Origin of the sequence: Pseudomonas sp. NPDC088429, from assembly GCF_044753305.1 — a bacterium.
Classification (GTDB): Bacteria; Pseudomonadota; Gammaproteobacteria; order Pseudomonadales; family Pseudomonadaceae; genus Aquipseudomonas; species Aquipseudomonas rustica.
This window is the reverse complement of record NZ_JBIVMX010000002.1, coordinates 53,204-73,310: the sequence shown is the minus strand read 5'-3', so window position 1 is coordinate 73,310 and position 20,107 is coordinate 53,204. Positions and strand designations below refer to the sequence as shown.

General features: G+C 59.1%; 14 protein-coding genes. 13 read left to right on the top strand and 1 reads right to left on the bottom strand.

Annotation, left to right across the window (positions count from 1 at the left end; all coding sequences use genetic code 11):
• The first annotated feature begins 12 nt into the window (after positions 1-12).
• Together ACIP66_RS01885 and ACIP66_RS01880 are read left to right on the top strand one after the other, a co-directional pair.
• On the top strand, positions 13-1,302 hold the full coding sequence (locus tag ACIP66_RS01885; RefSeq protein WP_400644817.1) for a phenylacetate--CoA ligase family protein: 1,290 nt from the start codon (positions 13-15) through the stop codon (positions 1,300-1,302).
• On the top strand, positions 1,302-2,228 hold the full coding sequence (locus ACIP66_RS01880) for a GNAT family N-acetyltransferase (protein ID WP_400644814.1): 927 nt from the start codon (positions 1,302-1,304) through the stop codon (positions 2,226-2,228). Before ACIP66_RS01885 ends, ACIP66_RS01880 begins: the two co-directional genes overlap by 1 nt.
• Positions 2,229-2,284: 56 nt before the next feature.
• On the opposite strand, the gene ACIP66_RS01875 is transcribed toward ACIP66_RS01880, so the two are convergent.
• Positions 2,285-2,815: a hypothetical protein gene (locus ACIP66_RS01875; RefSeq protein ID WP_159812401.1), complete on the bottom strand. Its 531-nt coding sequence runs from the start codon at positions 2,813-2,815 to the stop codon at positions 2,285-2,287.
• Positions 2,816-3,195: 380 nt separating this feature from the next.
• Here ACIP66_RS01875 and ACIP66_RS01870 point away from each other — a divergent pair, with 380 nt between their 5' ends.
• The 11 genes from ACIP66_RS01870 to glgX all read left to right on the top strand — a co-directional run bounded on the left by ACIP66_RS01870 (position 3,196) and on the right by glgX (position 20,107).
• On the top strand, positions 3,196-5,187 hold the full coding sequence (locus ACIP66_RS01870; RefSeq protein WP_400644811.1) for a methyl-accepting chemotaxis protein: 1,992 nt from the start codon (positions 3,196-3,198) through the stop codon (positions 5,185-5,187).
• A 217-nt stretch (positions 5,188-5,404) separates the two neighbouring features.
• A complete protein-coding gene (locus ACIP66_RS01865; protein ID WP_053120558.1) occupies positions 5,405-5,851 on the top strand; it encodes a DUF411 domain-containing protein in 447 nt (148 codons plus the stop codon).
• Complete coding sequence (locus ACIP66_RS01860) at positions 5,851-6,285, top strand: YqaA family protein (protein WP_400644808.1); 435 nt, start codon at positions 5,851-5,853, stop codon at positions 6,283-6,285. The genes ACIP66_RS01865 and ACIP66_RS01860 overlap by 1 nt, the downstream gene beginning before the upstream one ends.
• Positions 6,286-6,373: 88 nt before the next feature.
• On the top strand, positions 6,374-7,420 hold the full coding sequence (locus ACIP66_RS01855; protein ID WP_400644806.1) for an alpha/beta fold hydrolase: 1,047 nt from the start codon (positions 6,374-6,376) through the stop codon (positions 7,418-7,420).
• Between the two features lie 13 nt (positions 7,421-7,433).
• Entirely contained in the window at positions 7,434-8,387 is a 954-nt protein-coding gene (locus ACIP66_RS01850) for a D-2-hydroxyacid dehydrogenase family protein (protein ID WP_400644803.1), read from the top strand.
• A gap of 633 nt (positions 8,388-9,020) precedes the next feature.
• Entirely contained in the window at positions 9,021-10,607 is a 1,587-nt protein-coding gene (gene glgA, locus ACIP66_RS01845) for a glycogen synthase GlgA (protein WP_212550726.1), read from the top strand.
• A gap of 32 nt (positions 10,608-10,639) precedes the next feature.
• Entirely contained in the window at positions 10,640-12,442 is a 1,803-nt protein-coding gene (treZ, locus tag ACIP66_RS01840; RefSeq protein ID WP_400644800.1) for a malto-oligosyltrehalose trehalohydrolase, read from the top strand.
• On the top strand, positions 12,439-14,517 hold the full coding sequence (gene malQ, locus ACIP66_RS01835; RefSeq protein WP_400644797.1) for a 4-alpha-glucanotransferase: 2,079 nt from the start codon (positions 12,439-12,441) through the stop codon (positions 14,515-14,517). Before treZ ends, malQ begins: the two co-directional genes overlap by 4 nt.
• A complete protein-coding gene (locus tag ACIP66_RS01830) occupies positions 14,514-17,282 on the top strand; it encodes a malto-oligosyltrehalose synthase (protein ID WP_400644794.1) in 2,769 nt (922 codons plus the stop codon). The genes malQ and ACIP66_RS01830 overlap by 4 nt, the downstream gene beginning before the upstream one ends.
• 27 nt (positions 17,283-17,309) lie before the next feature.
• Positions 17,310-17,624: a DUF2934 domain-containing protein gene (locus tag ACIP66_RS01825; protein WP_400644792.1), complete on the top strand. Its 315-nt coding sequence runs from the start codon at positions 17,310-17,312 to the stop codon at positions 17,622-17,624.
• A 323-nt stretch (positions 17,625-17,947) separates the two neighbouring features.
• Positions 17,948-20,107: a glycogen debranching protein GlgX gene (gene glgX, locus ACIP66_RS01820; RefSeq protein WP_053120576.1), complete on the top strand. Its 2,160-nt coding sequence runs from the start codon at positions 17,948-17,950 to the stop codon at positions 20,105-20,107.

Sequence of the window (20,107 nt, the reverse complement as noted above, 5' to 3'; positions counted from 1 at the left end):
AGAGAAAACACCGTGAAAACTATTCATCAACTCAACGAGCTGATCACCTACGCTCGTCAACACTCGGGTTTTTACACAGAAACGCTGGGCCCTGTTAATCAACCGATCACGGCTTTGGCCCAACTGCCACTGACCGATCCAGTCGACTACTGGAATCAAAGTCATGACCTTGATCGTTGGCCTGTGCTGACAGGTTCACCGAGTCAGGCGCTGGTGTTCAAAACAGGCGGCTCGACCAGCGCAGGCAAGTTGTCCGTTTACAGCCGCAGTGAATGGCACGCGCTCGTCAGAGACTTCGGTCATAGTCTGACAATGCAGTTCAAGCCCGACGATCGCGTGGCCAATCTGTTTTTCGCCGGCGACTTGTATGCCAGCTTTCTGTTTATTCATGACGCGCTCGCGCATGTCGATACGTCGATTACCGAATTCCCTTTCACCGGCGACGTCGATTCCAGTGTATTGGCGGAAGCGATCGTTCAGCATCGGATCAATGTTCTGGCAGGAGTGCCTGCGCACTTGTTGGCATTTGCCGCCTGGCTGAGCCGTCATGGGCAGATTCTGCAGGGCGTCGAGACAATCCTTTACGGCGGCGAAAGCTTGTTTGCTTCGCAGCGGCAGGTACTCGGCCAAGTTTTCCCCAACGCCCGCATCACCTCCATTGGCTACGCCAGCGTCGATGCCGGTTTTATCGGCGCCAGTACACTGGACTGTGATGACGGCGAGCATCGAATGCAGGATGAGCACGCCATTATCGAGATCATTGACGAGGTGTCCGGAGCGGTGATCGATGACTGTGATCAGCCGGGACTGGTAGTGCTGACCAACCTGAATCGAACCTTGATGCCGCTGATTCGCTACCCGGTCGGCGATCGCGCCTGCTGGCGTGAGCCCGCCGGCACCGCCCGGCGTAAATTTGCCCTAAAAGGACGCAGCGCCAGCAGCCAACGGGTGCGCGTGGGCCTGCTTTCGCTGATTCCGAGCGAAATCGGCGCCATCGTCCAGCACACCGTTGGCAGTGACGACTGGCAACTGATGATCGAACAGACAGCGCACAAGGATGTATTGAGTCTGAAGTGGCGAGCGACCACCCCGCCGCCGTCCGATGAGAACGCTTGCCGGCAACTTGAATCGCGCTTGGTCGAGTGCTATCCGCTGATCAAAAAACTGCAGGCTGACCAATTGCTGGAACTGCGCATTCAGCGTTGCACATCCGAAGACCTGCAACGTCATCCGCGCTCCGGAAAATGCTTGCGCGTACTCGATCGGCGCGTGTACTCGCCCCCTGCTGCGGGGCTTACGTGATGGAAACACTGATTTTACGCAACTACCGCAATTCCGACGCAACGGCGGTCAGCCAACTGTTCAGGCAGGTCTACGGTGATCACTATGTGCAACCGCATGTGTACCTGCCGCACATGATTAGCCAGAACCACGCGGATCATCGATGGCATTCGCTGGTTGCCGAAGTCGATGAACAGATCCTCGGCCACGCCACACTGTTTCGCGAAACCGCCTCGCACAGTGCCGAACTGGCGCTGAGCGTCGTCCACCCGCAAACCCGTGGCCAACAAATCGCCACGCGTCTGGGCGAGCAGTTACTGACTCATGCGCAGGCGTTGGGGTGTCGCAATGTCACAATCAAGCAAGTCACCCATCACCCCTACACGCAGCGGATGGCCGCCAGCCTTGGCTTTCATAACACAGGGCTGCTGCCGGACTACGTACCCTCGCCGTTCGGCGCCAGCACGCCGGAATCGATTGTCATTGGTTGCCGGGTCATTCCAGGCTATCAACAACCGTTGCCGAGCCAACGCTGGCCGACCCGTTGCGCGGCATTCATGCTCCACCTCAGCAACGTGTTCGGTGTCGATGATCAAACGTCTCGTTGGAGCGGCGTACCGGTTCAGCTGGAAAAGCAGGCGAACCGTTACGACATGCTTGTGAAAAAGATCGGTCCGGGCTTGATCAGGCAGTTGCGAGAATTGCCAGCGCATTGGCTGGTGTCGATAAAGCTCAGACTGTCCAGGCACTTTGCCGTGGATCTGAGCCGGCTCGCCGATATCGGTTTTGTCTTTACGGGACTGGCGCCGGGGCACGGCAAATACGAGGGATGGTTGGCGTTGTTTCATCGGGGAATGTGTCAGCGGACGCTGCATCTCCACTGTCCGCACATGCAACGCTTGCACGAACTGACGCAAACGCAGGCAGCCACACAGATTGATCGTTAGCGGGAGCGATGGCCTGTGGTCTGATGAAAACTCAGCAGACCACAGGATTGCGGCGTTTAGGCCTTGGCTTTAACACCCTTGTCCGAAGGCGGCAAAGGGGCGTTACCGTCACCATAGGTCTTCAGATTCTGCAGCACGTAGATGGCTTTCTTGAATTCGGGGATCAAGCTCTTCCCGTAGAAATTGCCGTTAAGGCTGTTGCTCTGGATGGTGTCCAGTTGGGTCGCGAAATACTCCAGCGCATTGAAGCGCGCGTCAGGGTCTTTCTGCACGCCGAAACGGTCGAACTTATCGCCAGCATTGAGCAGTGTGATGGAGGTGACTTCAGAAATCAGTCCCCGGCCACGCAAGAACTCACTCAGGTTGCCCAATTGCTTGACCGACACGTTGGCCGGGTCAAAACCCTTGATCTGTTTGCGCAGGCCTTGCTTGTCCATTTCGGCCACATTCAAAGCGTTGGGATCGTTGCCGACCAAAGTGAGCATCTGCTGCACCTTGACGCTCTGAGCCACTTGTTTCTTCGCACCCGTGTCGCGAACCAGAATGCCGGCCTTGCTCTGCCAGGTACCGGTAATGCCGATAGTCATGCGAAAACTCCTTGAAAAATGGCCATGAAATGTCCTTGTTGAGCGACTTGTATGCCCGAGAGTATCGGCCGGCACACCAGTGACTCCAACTTATTTATGGTCTTTTTACACATTTCGTACATTTCAGATACAAATCTGCAAAGCCTCCTAAATAAAGGCTTACAGCGATATTGTTAGAGCGCCGAGAATAGATTTATAGCACTAATGAACAGACTGGTTAGTTTGAATGTATCAATGCCGATACGTGCCTTTGATCGACAATTCGAAATCCAGTACGAAAGTACCTAAAGCTTCCCTTTGCCGCGACGATACGTAGGGATACCCGCACTGTTTCGAATCCCCGCGCCATAACTACAATCGCAGCTCAAGGACCGGTTTCCATGCCCGCATTCCGCACCATTCAGGCTCGCTACACGCTGTTTCTGGTTCTGTTCATTCTGCTGTTGTCAGTGCTGACCGTGGTCGGCATCAGCCAATTGGTCGCGCCCAAATTGCGCCATACCGAAGAGCAAGTCGTGCTCAACCGCATCGCCGAAGTTGCTGAACAGATTCAGGGCGAATTGAACAAGGTTCAGGCACAGCAACGCAGCATCACTCAAACCATCCCACTGCTCGACAGCGCGGCAATCGACACCGTGTTGCCGGGACTGGTTGACCAGTACGGCGAATTGAAAGTGTTCGGCGGCGGTATCTGGCCGCTGCCCGGCCAACGTGAAGCCGGACGCAACAAGTTCAGCACTTTCTGGCACCGCGACGCCTCGGGAAAACTGGCGGTAAACACCTTCTGGAACAGCGACGCCGCGCCCAATTACTACGACCAGAGCTGGTACAAGGGCGGCATGCAAACCCCGCGCGGCCAATGTGCCTGGGCCGCTGCCTATAAAGACGACGCCAGTGCCGAACCGCGCACCAACTGCGCCATGGCCATCCAGAAAAACGGCGTAGCGTGGGGCGTGTCGACCATCGACGTGACCCTCGGCTTTTTCAATGATCTGGTGGCGCGCAAGGAAAAAGACCTCAACGCCGAAATGCTCATCGTCGAGGCAGACGGCAAGATCATCAGCAACAGCTCGCGGATCAGCGGCCCGATCGTGCTGAAGAACATCAGCGAGCTGGCGGGCAACCTGCCGTTCGCCAAGCAGGTCAACGCTGGTCTGCAAAACCGCGAGCAATCGCAACGCATCGAGTTCGACAACAACGGTCAGGACAGCACCTTCTTTATGCGTCCGATCGAAGGCACGCCGTGGTTCCTCGCCACCGCCCTGCCGACCAAAATGCTTACCGCCCAGCGTGATGACGTGCTCAGCACCTTGAGCCTGTTGCAGATTCCGTTGGTGATTCTGTTGGTGCTGCTGCAGGTCTACGCGATTCGTCAGTTGATCGCGCGCATGAAGGCGTTGAAGGCCAACATTGATTTGCTTTCCAGCGGCGATGCCGACCTGACCAAGCGCATCACCATTCGCGCCGAAGATGAACTGGGCGCGATCGGCCATTCGATCAACGCGTTTATCGCGTATCTGCAAAACATGATCGGCGAAGTGACTCACGCCACTGGTGCCATGGCCTCGAGCCTCGACAACCTGCAACGCACCTCGGCGCATACCAGTCAGATTCTCTTGCGCCATGCCTCGGAAACCGATCAGACGGTTACCGCGATCACCGAAATGAGCTCGACCGCCGAAAGCGTCGCGCAAAATGCCGCTGAAACCGCCGCGTTCACCCAAAAAGCCAACGAAAACGCCGACCGCTCGCGGGTGGTGGTCGGTGAAGCGACCAACAGCGTTGTAGCGCTGATCGACGAAGTGGCCAGCGCCACGCACAAAGTTGAAAACATGCAGCAGGACGCTCAGCGCATCACCGAGATTCTCGGGGTGATTGGCGCGATTGCCGGCCAGACCAACCTGTTGGCGCTTAACGCTGCCATCGAGGCCGCTCGCGCCGGTGAACAGGGCCGTGGTTTTGCCGTGGTAGCTGACGAAGTCCGCGCCCTCGCTGCTCGCACTCAAGCCAGCACCTCGGAAATCAACGAAATGTTGACCCGCCTTACACAAGGCGTGAGCTCGTCGGTGGCGGCGATGGAAAACACCCAGGCCAGTTGCCAGTCGGCGGCCGACGCCACGGCGCGGGTCAACACCGGTCTTGATGAAATGGCCGGTTCGGTCAGCCACATCAACAGCCTGAGCACACAAATCGCCACCGCCGCCGAACAGCAAAGCGCCGTGACCGAAGAGATCAACCGCAGCATGGTGCAAATCCGCCACATGGTTGAGGAACTGGTACACAGCGGCCAGGCCAGCGAGTTGAATACGCAGCAATTGCTGGAGGCTAATAGCCGGGTGAGTGCGATCATGGGGCGCTTTAAAGTCAGCTGAACCACCAAAGTGACACCCCTGTAGGAGCTGCCGCAGGCTGCGATCTTTTGATTTGGCTTTTAAGGGGCAAGATCAAAAGATCGCAGCCTGCGGCAGCTCCTACAGGGAGCGAGGCGTTCCGGTCTTGTAGCAACTGGAAACACTCCGTTGAAGCCGGGCAGGAAAAACCGGTCAAAATACGTTCTTTTTTGACCGCCACTCGACTCGAGAACCCGTCATGCGAACCTCTCTGCGTCTGCTCACCCTGAGCGCTCTGTTCATTTCTTCCCTGGCGCAAGCCGCCGATCTGATCCCGATCGAAGTTCACCGCGACGCCAATTGCGGCTGCTGCAAGAAGTGGATCAGCCACCTCGAAGCCAACGGCTTTAAAGTTGAAGACCATGTCGAGAGCGACATGAGCAGCTTCAAACAACAACACGGCGTGCCACCGCGTCTGGCGTCGTGCCACACCGCGATCATCAATGGCAAATTCGTCGAAGGCCATGTGCCGGCCGATCAAGTGCTGGCCCTGACCAAGCGCGATGATCTGCTCGGTGTCGCCGCGCCGGGCATGCCGATGGGCTCGCCGGGCATGGAAATGGATGGCATGAGCGATGCTTATCAAGTGATCGGTTTGAAAAAGAACGGCGCTGACGTCGTGGTGGCGGACTACCCGGCTCATTGATGGGTGCAGCATACGTCGGGCTGTTCTTTGCCGCGTTCGGGGCGGCAACGTTATTGCCGTTGCAGTCCGAAGCGTTACTGGTCGGGTTGATCGTCAGCGAACGTTACTGGCTGTGGGGGTTGTTGGCGGTAGCGACGCTGGGCAATGTGCTCGGCTCGCTGGTCAACTGGTGGCTGGGGTGCGGGATCGAGCAATTTCAGGAACGCCGCTGGTTTCCGGTCAGCGCCAAACACATGGCCACGGCGCGCAAGCACTATGAGCGTTACGGCCATTGGTCGTTGCTGCTCAGTTGGTTGCCGATTATCGGTGACCCACTGACCCTGATCGCCGGCGTCATGCGCGAACCCCTCGGACGCTTTCTGCTGATCGTCACACTCGCCAAAGGCGCGCGCTATGGCGTGCTGGCCCTGTTAACCCTCGGCTGGCTCGGTTGAACCATCAGCCTCCGACATTGCCTGTGTGTTTAACGTCGCCGTAATGCGGCCATTCCAGCATCGGCCGATTTCCATGGAGTTTGTCCCTATGTCCAACTCGTTAAACCGCTGGTTGCCCGGCCTGTTCCTCAGCGCCGCCCTGCCCCTGTTTGCCCATGCCGCCACTGAAACCGCGCCCGCCGAAGGCCCGGCGTATGGCCCGGAACTGCAGGGCTTCGAATACCCTTACACGCTTAAACACTTCGCTTTCCAGTCCCAAGGCAAATCCCTGCAAATGGGTTACATGGACGTCGCCGCTCACGGCAAGGCCAATGGCCGCACCGTGGTGTTGATGCACGGCAAGAATTTTTGCGGCGCGACCTGGGACAGTTCGATCAAAGCCCTGAGCGAGGCCGGTTACCGGGTGATCGCGCCGGATCAGATTGGTTTCTGCTCCTCCAGCAAACCCGACAACTATCAGTACAGCTTCCAGCAACTGGCGACCAACACCCAGCAACTGCTGAAAGCGCTGGGCATCCAGAAAGCCACCCTGCTCGGCCACTCCACCGGCGGCATGCTGGCCACCCGCTATGCGTTGTTGTACCCGGAACAAGTCGATCAACTGGCGCTGGTCAACCCGATCGGTCTGGAAGACTGGAAAGCCCTTGGCGTGCCCTACCGCAGCGTCGATCAGTGGTATGAGCGCGAACTGAAAGTCACCGCCCAAGGCATTCGCGACTACGAACGCACGACTTATTACGATGGCCGCTGGAAGCCTGAATTCGATCGCTGGGTCGACATGCTCGCCGGCCTCAGCAAAGGCCCGGGCAAGACCCAAGTCGCCTGGAACTCGGCGCTGATCTACGACATGATTTTCACCCAGCCGGTGTACTACGAGTTCAAGAACCTGAAAATGCCGACGCTGTTGTTGATCGGTACCTCCGACACCACGGCCATCGGCAAGGACATTGCGCCACCGGAAGTGAAGGCGAAGATCGGTCACTACGACGTGCTCGGCAAACAAGTGGCGAAACTGATCCCGCAGTCGACGCTGGTGGAATTCCCCGGCATGGGCCACGCGCCACAAATGGAAGAACCCGAGCAGTTCCACAAAGCGCTGCTGGGCTGGCTGAGCAAAACCAATCCCGTTCATTGATGAGGTAAGGCTGATGGCGGTGCAGATTGCGGTAATCGATGACTGGCAAGACGTGGCCCGCGACGTGGTCGACTGGTCTGTGCTGGACGGCATCGGCGAAGTCACGTTTGAACATGATTACCCGGCGGACAACGCCACTTTGGCGCAACGTCTGGGCCGCTATCAGGTGATTTGCGTGATGCGCGAGCGCACGCGTTTCGATGAGGATTTACTCAAGCGTCTGCCCAATCTGAAGCTGCTGGTCACCGGCGGCATGCGCAATGCGGCGCTGGACATGCCAGCCGCAGCCAAACTCGGGATCAAGGTCTGCGGCACTGATAGCTACAAACATGCAGCGCCGGAATTGGCCTGGGCGCTGATCATGGCGGCCACACGCAATCTGGTGAACGAAGCCAATTCCCTGCGCGCCGGGCAATGGCAGCAGGGTTTGGGTGGCGATCTTCATGGCAAGACGCTGGGCATTCTCGGCCTCGGCAGCATTGGCCAGCGTGTCGCGCAGTTTGGTCAGGTGTTTGGCATGCGCGTGATTGCCTGGAGCGAGAATCTCACGGCTGAGCGGGCGGAACAGGTCGGCGTGACGTACGTCAGCAAGCAAGCGCTGTTCGAGCAGGCCGATGTGTTGTCGGTGCATCTGGTGCTCAGTGAGCGCAGTCGCGGCTTGGTCGATGCGCAGGCGCTGGGCTGGATGAAACCGACCGCGTTGCTGGTGAATACCGCGCGCGGGCCGATTGTTGATGAAGCGGCGCTGATCAAGGCGTTGCAGAAACAGCAGATCGCCGGAGCGGCGCTGGACGTGTACGAACAGGAGCCGTTGCCGGACATGCACCCGTTTCGCACGTTGGACAATGTGCTGGCGACGCCGCATGTCGGGTACGTGAGTCGGCAGAATTATGAGCAGTTCTTTTCGCAGATGATCGAGGATATTCAGGGCTGGGCTGCGGGCAATCCCATCCGCCCGCTGAATTAACCTCCCCATGTAGGAGCTGCCGAAGGCTGCGATCTTTCGATCTTGATCTCAAACGACAACATCAAAAGATCGCAGCCTTCGGCAGCTCCTACACTTGGTTTCTGTGCAGTCCAACAACAAACTGCCCGCACCACAACAGTGCAACCCTCTCCTTCCCCAGCACAAAATTGTGACTGTTCAGTCACCGTTTTAGCCCCCCGCCTCAAAAAAACCTGCAATTCGTCGGTGCGTTTACCCCTGAAAACTCCGGTTACCGATTAATGCAAACCGATTGTCGAACAATTTACCCATTTGCCCTCGCCCGCTCTAGGATCTGGCCTAGACTGGTTTTCGGGGCACGAAACCGGTTGGTCACATTCCGGAAAAAAAGTCGAAACTTTTGCACGACGCGGCGGGTCATCACAAAGGTAGGGCCGAAGCGGCTGGTGCAATCCTTGCAATAGCCCAAACACCCATTCTGCTTGCGCGTGTTGGGTAGCGTTTGCTCACCGATGCGTGGCGCGTTTGCGCTTGCCGTACGTAGGAGCTGCCAAAGGCTGCGATCTTTTGATCCTTTAAAAGCCAATGATCGCAGCCTTCGGCAGCCCCTACAGAGAGAACACAAGAATCAGATCAACAACACGGGAGATTCATATGATCAGTGCGGCATTGGATATTCAGGGAGAGCGTGCTCACCAATCCATGGGTGAATCGAGCACCATCAGCGTTCCCGGCAGCCGACAGATCAACGTCCCCGGCACCAAAACGCTGACGCCAGTAGCAAGTCAGAATCCCAACAAGAAGAAAGTGTTGTTTGTGACCTCGGAAATCGCCGACCTGGTGAAAACCGGCGGTCTGGGTGACGTGTCTGCCGCCCTGCCCCGTGCCATGGCCCATTTGCACGATGTGCGCGTGTTGATCCCCGGTTACCCGCAAGTCATGCACAGCGAGAACCCGATCCACATCATCGGCGAACTCGGCGGTCATGCTGCGCTGCCTCCGTGCAAGATCGGGCGCATGGACATGCCTGACGGTCTGGTGATCTACGTGTTGATCTGCCCGGAACTGTACGAGCGCGAAGGCTCGCCGTATGGCGCCAACAACGGTCGCGACTGGCCGGACAACCATATCCGCTTCGCCCGTCTCGGTCTGGCCGCTGCCGACATCGCCGCCAACCTCGCACAAATTCACTGGTGCCCGGATCTAGTGCACGCCCACGACTGGCCGGCTGGTCTGGCCCCTGCTTATATGCACTGGCGCGGGCAGCGCACGCCGACCCTGTTCACCATTCACAACCTCGCGTATCAAGGCGTGACCAGCCTCGGCTCGTGCCCTGAACTGGGCATTCCCAACCATGCCCTGCAACAGGAAGGTATGGAGTTCTACGGCAAGATGTCGTTTCTCAAGGCCGGCATGGCCTACTCGAGCCACATCACCACGGTCAGCGCCACCTACGCGCAGGAAATCACCACCCCGGATTTCGGCTGCGGCCTCGACGGCTTTCTTGCCGCCAAGACCCAGCAAGGCTTGCTCAGCGGTATCCCTAACGGTATCGATGAAAGCTGGGACGCCGCCACGGATCCGCACCTGTTCGCGCCGTTCGCCATTGGTGACTGGGAAGGCAAAGCCGTCAACGCCGCCCATGTCCGCGAGCTGTTTGAACTGAATGACTCTGAAGGCCCGCTGTTCGCCGTGGTGTCGCGGCTGGTGTATCAGAAAGGTCTGGATCTGACTGAAGCGGTGTCCGAGTACATCGTGCAGAACGGCGGCCAGATCGCAATCATCGGTCGTGGCGAGCCGGAAGAAGAGCAAGCCATGCGCGAACTGGCCTTGCGCTTCCCGGGCCAGATCGGTGTGCGCATCGGCTTCAACGAAACCGACGCCCGTCGCATGTTCGCCGGCAGCGATTTCCTGTTGATGCCTTCGCGTTATGAACCCTGCGGTCTGAGCCAGATGTACGCCCAGCGCTTCGGCTCATTGCCGGTTGCGCGCAACACCGGCGGGCTGGCCGACACCATTGAAAATGGCATTACCGGTTTCCTCTTCGACGAATCCACTGTTGAAAGCTATCAAGAAGCCTTGAGCCGTGCGTTCAAAGTCTTCGCCTATCCTGATTTGCTCAATGCCATGCGTTGCCGGGCAATGGCGGCACCGTTCAACTGGTGCAAAGCGGTTGAACCGTACGCCGAACTCTACGAACAACTGGTGGCCAAGGCCTTGGGTAAAGCAATCCACAAGTAACCGATCCACAAGGAACAAGGAGGTTGTAAACGATGCCGTTCCGGTCTATTGAAACCTGGCCCCACGGCGCGATCATGCTGGATGCCGAACACACGCAATTTGCGCTGTGGGCGCCGGATGCTTTTTACGTCAGTGTCGAACTCGAAGACGGCCAGTCCCTGCCAATGCTGCCTCAGGCAGACGGCTGGTTTGTGATCAAGGCACGCTGTGCGGCGGGTACCCGCTACCGCTACAACATCGACGGCGAACTGGAGGTGCCCGACCCGGCCTCCCGCGCGCAGGACGGTGGCCTCGACCGCCACAGCGTGGTGGTCGATCCGCTGGCCTATCAATGGCGACACAGTGCCTGGCACGGTCGCCCGTGGAGTGAAGCAGTGATCTACGAGTTGCATGTCGGTGCGCTCGGTGGTTTTGCTGAAGTCGAACAACATCTGGCGCGCCTCGCAGGTTTGGGCATTACCGCCATCGAACTGATGCCGCTGGCGCAATTCCCCGGCGAGCGCAATTGGGGTTACGACGGGGTTTTGCCCTACGCCCCGCAAGCCTCCTACGGCACCCCGGAACAACTCAAACATTTGATCGACAGCGCCCACGGCCACGGGCTGGCGGTGATTCTCGACGTGGTCTACAACCACTTCGGCCCTGACGGCAATTACCTGCACCGTTACGCTAAAGGCTTTTTCCGCGAAGACAAACACACGCCATGGGGCGCGGCGATCGATTTTCGACGCAGCGAAGTGCGCGAGTTCTTTATCGAAAACGCCCTGATGTGGTTGCTCGAATACCACTTCGACGGTTTACGCCTCGATGCAGTGCATGCCATCGAAGACCCGGATTTCCTCACGGAAATGGCCCAGCGCATCCGCGCGCAGATCGACCCGACCCGCCATGTCTGGCTGACCGTTGAAAACGAACTCAACCAATCAAGCCTGCTCGAATACGACTACGACGCGCAGTGGAATGACGACGGCCACAACGCCCTGCATGTTTTGCTCACCGGTGAAACCGACGCCTATTACGCCGACTACGCCGCGCAACCCACCGAGCAATTGGTGCGGTGCCTGAGTCAGGGTTTTGTCTTCCAGGGCCACATCACCCGCCATGGCGAGCCGCGCGGCGAACCCAGCGAACACCTGCCGTCCACCGCGTTCGTGCTGTTCCTGCAAAACCACGATCAGATCGGTAACCGCGCATTCGGCGAACGCCTGCATCATCTGGCCGACCCGCGCGCCGTGCAGGCAGCGACCGTGCTGTTGCTGCTGTCACCGATGATTCCGCTGATGTTCATGGGCGATGAATTCGCCGCCGAACAGCCCTTCCAGTTTTTCACCAGCCACCATGGCGAACTGGCCGAACTGGTGCGCGAAGGCCGACGCAATGAATTCGCCGCGTTCAGCGCCTTCGCCGATCCGCACAAACGCGAGCAAATCCCCGACCCGAATGCCGAAAAAACCTTCCACGATTCACAGCCAAGGTTGATCGGCAATGGCAGCGTCAAACAGCAGGAAACCCTCGCGCTGTACCAAAAGCTGCTGCAATTTCGCCATCAATACATCATTCCGCATCTGTCCGGCACCCAGGCACTCGGCGCGCACATGCTCGGTCACGCGGCGGTCAGTGCACGCTGGCGATTGGGCAATGGCAGTGAGCTGCGAATTGACCTGAACCTCAGCGACACGCCAGTGGTCAACCCTCCACAGACCGAGGCCGTGTGGTTGTTTCAACAGCCACCCACCGTCGATCTATCGGAATCGGGCCAACTGCCCGCGTATTGCGCGCTTGTCAGCCTCACGGCCGCAACCCCTTTGCAACCTCTGGATGGAGAGCGCCTATGAGCGATGCGCAACTGGAAATTCTCGCCAGCCGAGCCGGCCTTGCTGTCGACTGGATCGACGCGAACGGCCGCCCGCAGAAAGTCGCCCCGGCGGTACTGCGTAATGTCCTGATCGGCCTCGGCCACCCCGCCAGCACCGCACAGGAAATCGACGCCAGCCTGCTGGAATTGCAAGCCGTGCAACAAGACCGTCATTTGCCGCCGCTGCTGACCAGCGATGTCGGCGTCGGCGTCGATCTGGCGCGTTACTTCGCGCCGGAGACCCCGTGTGAAATCGTTCTTGAAGACGGCTCGCGACTGAACCTGAAACTTGACTCCGAGGCAGTGCTGCCCGGTCTGGTGCCGGTCGGTTATCAGCAGGTGCACATCGCCGATCAATTTTTCACCCTCGCCGTCGCGCCGGAACGCTGCTTCAGCGTCGGTGATGCGGTGGATAATCCGATCCCCCGCGCCTGGGGCCTGAGCGTGCAGCTATATTCGTTGCGGCGCTCCGGCGATGGCGGTTTCGGTGATACTCAAGCGCTGGAAGAACTGGCCCGAGTCGCTGGCGAACGCGGTGCCGAAGCCTTGGCGATCAGCCCGTTGCACGCGATGTTCAGCGCCGACACCGGCCGCTATAGCCCTTATTCGCCGTCCAGTCGCTTGTTCCTTAATTCGCTGTACGCGGCACCGGGCGCGATTCTCGGCGAACGTGCCCTGCGTGATGCCATCGACGCCACCGGCCTGGCCGAGCAGTTTGCGCAACTGGAAGACTTGAAACTGGTCGACTGGCCCGCCGCCGCAGATGCCAAGCAGAAACTGCTGCAAGCGTTGTACGAAGGCTTCGTCGCTGGCGATCACCCGTTGCACCCGGACTTCGCCAGTTTCCGTCACGCCGGCGGCGAAGCGCTGGAAAATCACTGCCGCTTCGAAGCGATTCAGGAAATGCGCGCCGCCCGTGGCGAGAACCTCGACTGGCGGCAATGGCCGGAACACTGGCACGACCCACGCGGCGCTGCGCTCGAAGCGTTCGCCGAAGAATATGTCGATCGCATCGGCTACTTCGCCTTCTGCCAATGGCTGATCCACCGCTGCCTCGAGCGTGCGCAAACCGCTGCTCGCAGCGCCGGCATGGGCATTGGTCTGATTGCTGATTTGGCGGTGGGTGCCGATGGCGCCGGCAGTCAGGCCTGGAGTTTTCAGGATGAGTTGCTCGCCTCGCTGACCGTTGGGGCGCCGCCGGACATTCTCAATCGCTCCGGACAAGGCTGGGGGATTTCCGCGTTTTCGCCGGAAGGTCTGATTCGCAACGGCTTCCGCGCCTTTATCGACATGCTCCGCGCCAACTTCGCCCATGCCGGCGGTTTGCGCATCGACCACGTCATGGGCCTGCAACGTTTATGGGTGATCCCTAACGGCTCGGCACCGGCGGATGGCGCTTACCTGTATTACCCGGTGGATGACCTGCTGCGTTTGCTGACACTGGAGTCCCATCGTCATCAAGCCATCGTTCTTGGCGAAGACCTTGGCACCGTGCCGGACGGCCTGCGCGAAAAACTCATCGCCCGCTCGATGCTCGGCATGCGCGTGCTGTTGTTCGAACAAGACAACACGCATTTCAAACCAATTCTCGACTGGCCGGATAACGCACTGGCGACCACCAGCACCCACGATCTGCCCACCCTGAATGGCTGGTGGCACGGCCGCGACATCGACTGGAATGCACGCCTGGGTTTTGTCGATGCCAACGGCGAAATCGAATGGCGCCAGCATCGTCAGCGTGAGCGCGAAGGCTTGCGCAGTGCACTGAGCCAGGATCCGCAGAACTTCCGCGAAGAGTCCCACGAGGCCGATCAAGTCGTTGATGCCGCCGTACGCTTCCTCGGCCACACCCGTGCGCCGCTGGTATTGCTGCCACTGGAAGATGCGCTGGGCATCAACGAACAGGCGAACCTGCCCGGCACCATCGATACCCACCCTAACTGGTCGCGTCGCTTGCCCGGCCCCAGCGAAGCGTTGCTCGACGGCGTCGATGCCGCACGACGTCTGGAACTGCTGGCTTGCGCGCGTCTTCAGGCTGCCGAGCGTGACCAATGAACCAAACGCTTATCCAGCCACTGCGCGCGACGTTGCGCCTGCAATTCCATAAAGGTTTTACCCTCGAACAAGCGGTGCCACTGGTGCCGTACTTCGCTCAACTGGGCATCAGCCACATTTACGCCTCGCCATTGCTCGCCGCCCGCGCCGGTTCGATGCACGGCTACGACGTGGTCGACCCGACGCAAGTCAACCCGGAACTCGGTGGCGAACCGGCATTGCGGCGTCTGGTCAGCACCCTGCGCGAACACAACATGGGGCTGATCCTCGACATCGTTTCCAACCACATGGCCGTCGGCGGTAACGACAACCCGTGGTGGCTGGACTTGCTGGAATGGGGCCGGCTGAGCCCGTATGGCGAGTTTTTCGATATCCAATGGCATTCGCCCGATCCGCTGATGGAAGGCCAGTTGTTGCTGCCGTTCCTCGGCAGTGACTACGGCGTGGCCTTGCAGGACGGCACGTTGAAGCTGCATTTCAACGCGCAGACCGGCAGCTTTTTCGTCGAGCATTACGACCATCACTTCCCGATCTGCCCGAATGATTACGGCGAGATTCTCAAGCACGAAGAAACGCTGAAGCCCCTCGCTGATCGGTTCAGTGCCCTCAGCTACCAGACCGATGCGCATTCGCTGGCGGTTCCTTTGAAGGAAGAATTGCGGCAACTGGCGAGCGATCCGCAGGTGCTGCAAGCGATTGAAAACAACCTCAAGCATTACGACTCGACCACCGAGGATGGTTTCCACGCACTACATCAATTGCTCGAGCGGCAGAGCTATCGCCTGGCCAGTTGGCGCACCGCCGCGGATGACATCAATTGGCGGCGCTTCTTCGACATCAATGAACTCGGTGGTTTGCGCGTCGAGCGTCCGGCGGTGTTTGAAGCGACTCACGGCAAAATCTTCCAGTTGGTCGCTGAAGGTCTGGTCGACGGCTTGCGTATCGACCACATCGACGGCCTCGCCGATCCAAGGGGTTACTGCCGCAAATTGCGTCGGCGTCTTGACCTGATCGCGCCGGATCGACACCTGCCGATCTACGTCGAGAAGATCCTCGGCGCCGGCGAAACCCTGCATCGCGATTGGGCAGTGGACGGCACCACCGGCTACGAATTCATGAATCAACTGTCGCTGCTGCAACACGATCCGGACGGCGAACATGTGCTCGGTGAGCTCTGGCAACGCCGCACGGAACGCCCCGCCGCGTTTATTGAAGAGGCGCAATTGGCGCGTCAGCAGATCCTCAACGGTTCACTGGCCAGCGATTGCGAAAGCGTTGCGCAGGCCTTGCTGCAAGTCGCCCGCGACGACCTGATGACCCGCGACCTGACCCTCGGCGCCATCCGCCGCGTATTGCAGGCGCTGATCATACATTTCCCGGTGTACCGCACTTACATCAGCGCGACGGGCCGCTCGGCGCAGGACGATGTGTTTTTCCAGCAAGCCATGGACGGTGCGCGGCCAACGCTCAGCGAAGCTGACTGGCCGGTGCTCGATTGCGTGGCGGCATGGCTCGGTGGCACACCGTGGCGGCGCAAACCGCTTGGCCGCTCGCGGAAAATCCTCAAGCACGCCTGCGTACGCTTTCAACAACTGACTTCGCCGGCAGCGGCGAAAGCCGTGGAAGATACCGCGCTGTATCGCTCGGCGGTGCTGCTGTCGCGCAATGACGTCGGCTACAACACCGAACAATTCAGCGCCCCGGTCAGTGATTTCCACGAGGTCAATCAGCGGCGCCTGGCGGAATTTCCGGACAACCTGCTCGCCACCGCGACCCACGATCACAAACGCGGCGAAGACACCCGCGCGCGTCTGGCCGTGCTCAGCGAGCGCAGTCACTGGTACGCCGAGCAGATCGAATTGTGGCGCGCCCTCGCCCGCCCGGTTCGGGTTGACGACCAAGTGCCGTCGGCCGGTGATGAGCTGATCCTCTATCAAGCCTTGCTCGGTAGCTGGCCGCTGGATTTGCGCGACGACGATCACGCCGGGTTCGCCGACTACGCCAAGCGCATCTGGCAGTGGCAACAAAAAGCCTTGCGCGAAGCCAAGCTGCAAAGCAGTTGGAGCGCGCCGAACGAAGCCTATGAAAATGCGACCCAGGCCTTCACCGAAAAACTCCTGACCGGTGAAGACGGCGAGTTGCTGCGTGCGGCGCTGGCCAAGACGGTCAGCAGTATCGCTGCTGCCGGCGCGCTCAATGGTTTGGCGCAAACCTTGCTGCGCATGACCGTGCCGGGGGTGCCGGATCTGTATCAAGGCAACGAGTTCTGGGACTTCAGCCTGGTCGATCCGGACAATCGCCGGCCGGTGGATTACGCCGCTCGCGAGCAGTCCTTGCAGGGGACTCTGCCACCTGTGCAACTGCTGACGCACTGGCGTGACGGGCGCATCAAGCAAGCCTTGATTGCGCAGGTGCTGAACTTGCGCGCCGAGCATGCCGAACTGTTTCGGCATGGCTCGTACCAGGCCTTGGAGGTGCTGGGCGAGCAGGCGCACAACGTGCTCGCGTTTGCCCGCGAACACGAGGGGAAACACGCCATCGTGATCGTTCCGATCCGTTGCGCGACGCTGCTGGAAAACAGTGCTGTACCTCAGGTCGATGCGCTGCACTGGGGCGATACCCGGGTGGTTTTACCGTTCGACGCCTCTGACACAAACCTGAAGGGACTTTTTCAAAGCAGCGCAGTCACAAAAAACAGGGAGCTGAAAATCAGCGACGCGCTGGGGGATGTCCCGGTCAATCTCTTTATCCAACACTTAACGTAAGCATGAGTTCAGTTCAGGAGCATTGCGATGAGTACCGACGATAAACGCATTCGCGAATTCGCCTATCAAATCTGGGAATCGGAAGGGAAACCTGAAGGTCATGAGGAGCGCCACTGGGAGATGGCGCGCAAACTGGCTGAAGCTGAAGCCTTGGCACCGAAGAAAGCCCCGAAAGCGGCGGGCAGCAAAACCGCTGGCAAGGACGCTGAAGTGAAAGCACCTGCTGCCAAACCGAAGGCAGCGGCCAAGGCCAAGCCAAACAGCGCCGCCAAGGTGATTCCACCCGGCGAAAAACCCGCCGAGAAAAAGCCACGAGCGCCGCGCAAGCCTTCAGCGATCTAACGCTTTACCGACGATTGAATTGAACTGAATGACCGTGTGGCGGGCTTGCTCGCCACCGAGGACGCGTTCGTCCTCAAGAAATACACAAATCCCTTGTTTAAACCGGCTTCTGTGGTGAATGGATTTTTGTGGCGAGGGGATTTATCCCCGTTGGGTTGCGAAGCAGCCCCAAATGCTGCACTTGCGGAGTGTCAGACATACCGCGTGCAATGGTTTTGCGACTGCTGCGCAGCCGAACGGGGATAAATCCCCTCACCACAAAATCTCGCTCCTACCGGGAACCGGTTTCAACTGAACTGTCCCCGTTTTTTGCAGGAGCAATCATGACCCGTCCAAAAAAAGCCGAGCCCGCCGCGCACGCTGAGCCTTCGAGAATTCGTGAAGGCCTGCCCTTCCCGCTCGGTGCGACCTGGGATGGTCTGGGGGTGAACTTTGCGCTGTTCTCCGCCAATGCCACCAAAGTGGAACTGTGCATCTTCGACGATGCCGGCGAAGTCGAACTCGAACGCATCGAACTGCCGGAATACACCGACGAGATTTACCACGGCTACTTGCCCGATGCGCACCCGGGGCTGATCTACGGCTACCGCGTGTACGGCCCTTACGATCCAGCCAACGGCCACCGTTTCAACCACAACAAACTGCTTATCGACCCGTACGCCAAGCAACTGGTTGGCGAACTGAAATGGTCGGAAGCGCTGTTCGGCTACACCATCGGCCACCCCGACGCCGACCTCAGTTTCGATGAACGCGACAGCGCGCCGTTCGTGCCCAAGTGCAAGGTCATCGACCCGGCACACACCTGGGGCAACGACCAGCGTGTCAGTGTGCCGTGGGACAAAACCATCATTTACGAAACCCACGTGCGCGGCATCAGCATGCGTCACCCCTCGGTGCCGGAAAACGTGCGAGGCACCTTCGCCGGTCTGATGAATGACGATGTGCTCAAACACATTCGCAGCGTCGGGGTTTCGTCGGTCGAGCTGTTGCCGATCCACGCCTTCGTCAACGACCAGCACTTGCTGCACAAGGGCATGACCAATTATTGGGGCTACAACAGCATCGCGTTTTTCGCCCCGGATCCGCGTTATCTGGCCAGCGGCAAGATCGCCGAATTCAAAGAGATGGTCGCGCACCTGCACGAGGCCAATCTCGAAGTGATTCTCGATGTGGTCTACAACCACACTGCTGAAGGCAACGAACAGGGCCCGACCCTGTCGATGCGCGGGATCGACAACGCCTCGTACTACCGCTTGATGCCCGATGACAAACGCTACTACATCAACGATTCCGGCACCGGCAACACACTGGATTTGAGTCATCCGTGCGTTTTGCAAATGGTCACCGATTCGCTGCGTTACTGGGCCACGGAAATGCACGTCGACGGTTTCCGCTTCGACCTGGCGACGATTCTTGGCCGTTATCACGATGGTTTCGACGAACGTCACAGCTTCCTCGTGGCCTGCCGTCAGGATCCGGTGCTGCGTCAGGTGAAAATGATCGCCGAGCCGTGGGACTGCGGCCCCGGTGGCTATCAGGTCGGCAACTTCCCGCCGGGCTGGGTCGAGTGGAACGACAAGTTCCGCGACACCGTGCGGGCCTTCTGGAAAGGTGATGACGGCCAGGTTGCCGATTTCGCCAGTCGCATGACCGCGTCCGGCGAGATGTTCAACCAGCGCGGACGTCGGCCGTATTCGTCGGTGAACTTCATTACCGCGCACGACGGCTTCACCCTCAACGATCTGGTCTCGTACAACGACAAGCACAACGAAGCCAACGACGAGAACAATCAGGACGGCAGCAACAACAACCTGTCGTGGAACCACGGCGTTGAAGGTCCGACCGACGACCCGGAAATCAATGAACTGCGCCATCGGCAGATGCGCAATTTCTTCGCCACGCTGCTGCTGTCGCAAGGCACGCCGATGATCGTCGCCGGCGACGAATTCGCCCGCACGCAAGATGGCAACAACAACGCGTATTGCCAGGACAGCGAGATCGGTTGGGTCAATTGGGATCTGAGCGAAGACGGCAAAGGCTTGCTTAAATTCGTCAAACGCCTGATCAAGCTGCGCCTGGCTTATCCGATTTTGCGTCGCGGACGTTTCCTGGTCGGCGAGTACAACGAGGACATCGGCGTCAAAGACGTCACTTGGCTGGCGCCGGACGCCACCGAGATGACCACCGAGCACTGGCACGATGCACACAATCGTTGCCTCGGCATGCTGCTTGACGGCCGCGCACAGGAAACCGGGATCCGCCGCAAAGGTGCCGATGCGACTTTGTTGCTTGTGGTCAACGCGCACCACGACATCGTCAACTTCACCTTGCCGGAAGTGCCAGATGGCGGTTTCTGGACGTGCATGATCGATACCAATCAGCCTTCGATTCGTGGCCAGGAGCGCTTCGATTTCGGCCATGAATATTCAGTGACCGGCCGTTCGTTGCTGCTGTTTGAACTGCAACACGAAGAAGAAGATTGA

What these genes read in the sequence shown, in the direction of transcription:
- ACIP66_RS01880 (WP_400644814.1), top strand. Translation starts at nt 1,302, where the DNA reads ATGGAAACACTGATTTTACGCAACTACCGCAATTCCGACGCAACGGCG.
- ACIP66_RS01875 (WP_159812401.1), bottom strand. Translation starts at nt 2,815, where the DNA reads ATGACTATCGGCATTACCGGTACCTGGCAGAGCAAGGCCGGCATTCTG.
- ACIP66_RS01870 (WP_400644811.1), top strand. Translation starts at nt 3,196, where the DNA reads ATGCCCGCATTCCGCACCATTCAGGCTCGCTACACGCTGTTTCTGGTT.
- ACIP66_RS01865 (WP_053120558.1), top strand. Translation starts at nt 5,405, where the DNA reads ATGCGAACCTCTCTGCGTCTGCTCACCCTGAGCGCTCTGTTCATTTCT.
- ACIP66_RS01860 (WP_400644808.1), top strand. Translation starts at nt 5,851, where the DNA reads ATGGGTGCAGCATACGTCGGGCTGTTCTTTGCCGCGTTCGGGGCGGCA.
- ACIP66_RS01855 (WP_400644806.1), top strand. Translation starts at nt 6,374, where the DNA reads ATGTCCAACTCGTTAAACCGCTGGTTGCCCGGCCTGTTCCTCAGCGCC.
- ACIP66_RS01850 (WP_400644803.1), top strand. Translation starts at nt 7,434, where the DNA reads ATGGCGGTGCAGATTGCGGTAATCGATGACTGGCAAGACGTGGCCCGC.
- glgA (WP_212550726.1), top strand. Translation starts at nt 9,021, where the DNA reads ATGATCAGTGCGGCATTGGATATTCAGGGAGAGCGTGCTCACCAATCC.
- treZ (WP_400644800.1), top strand. Translation starts at nt 10,640, where the DNA reads ATGCCGTTCCGGTCTATTGAAACCTGGCCCCACGGCGCGATCATGCTG.
- malQ (WP_400644797.1), top strand. Translation starts at nt 12,439, where the DNA reads ATGAGCGATGCGCAACTGGAAATTCTCGCCAGCCGAGCCGGCCTTGCT.
- ACIP66_RS01830 (WP_400644794.1), top strand. Translation starts at nt 14,514, where the DNA reads ATGAACCAAACGCTTATCCAGCCACTGCGCGCGACGTTGCGCCTGCAA.
- ACIP66_RS01825 (WP_400644792.1), top strand. Translation starts at nt 17,310, where the DNA reads ATGAGTACCGACGATAAACGCATTCGCGAATTCGCCTATCAAATCTGG.
- glgX (WP_053120576.1), top strand. Translation starts at nt 17,948, where the DNA reads ATGACCCGTCCAAAAAAAGCCGAGCCCGCCGCGCACGCTGAGCCTTCG.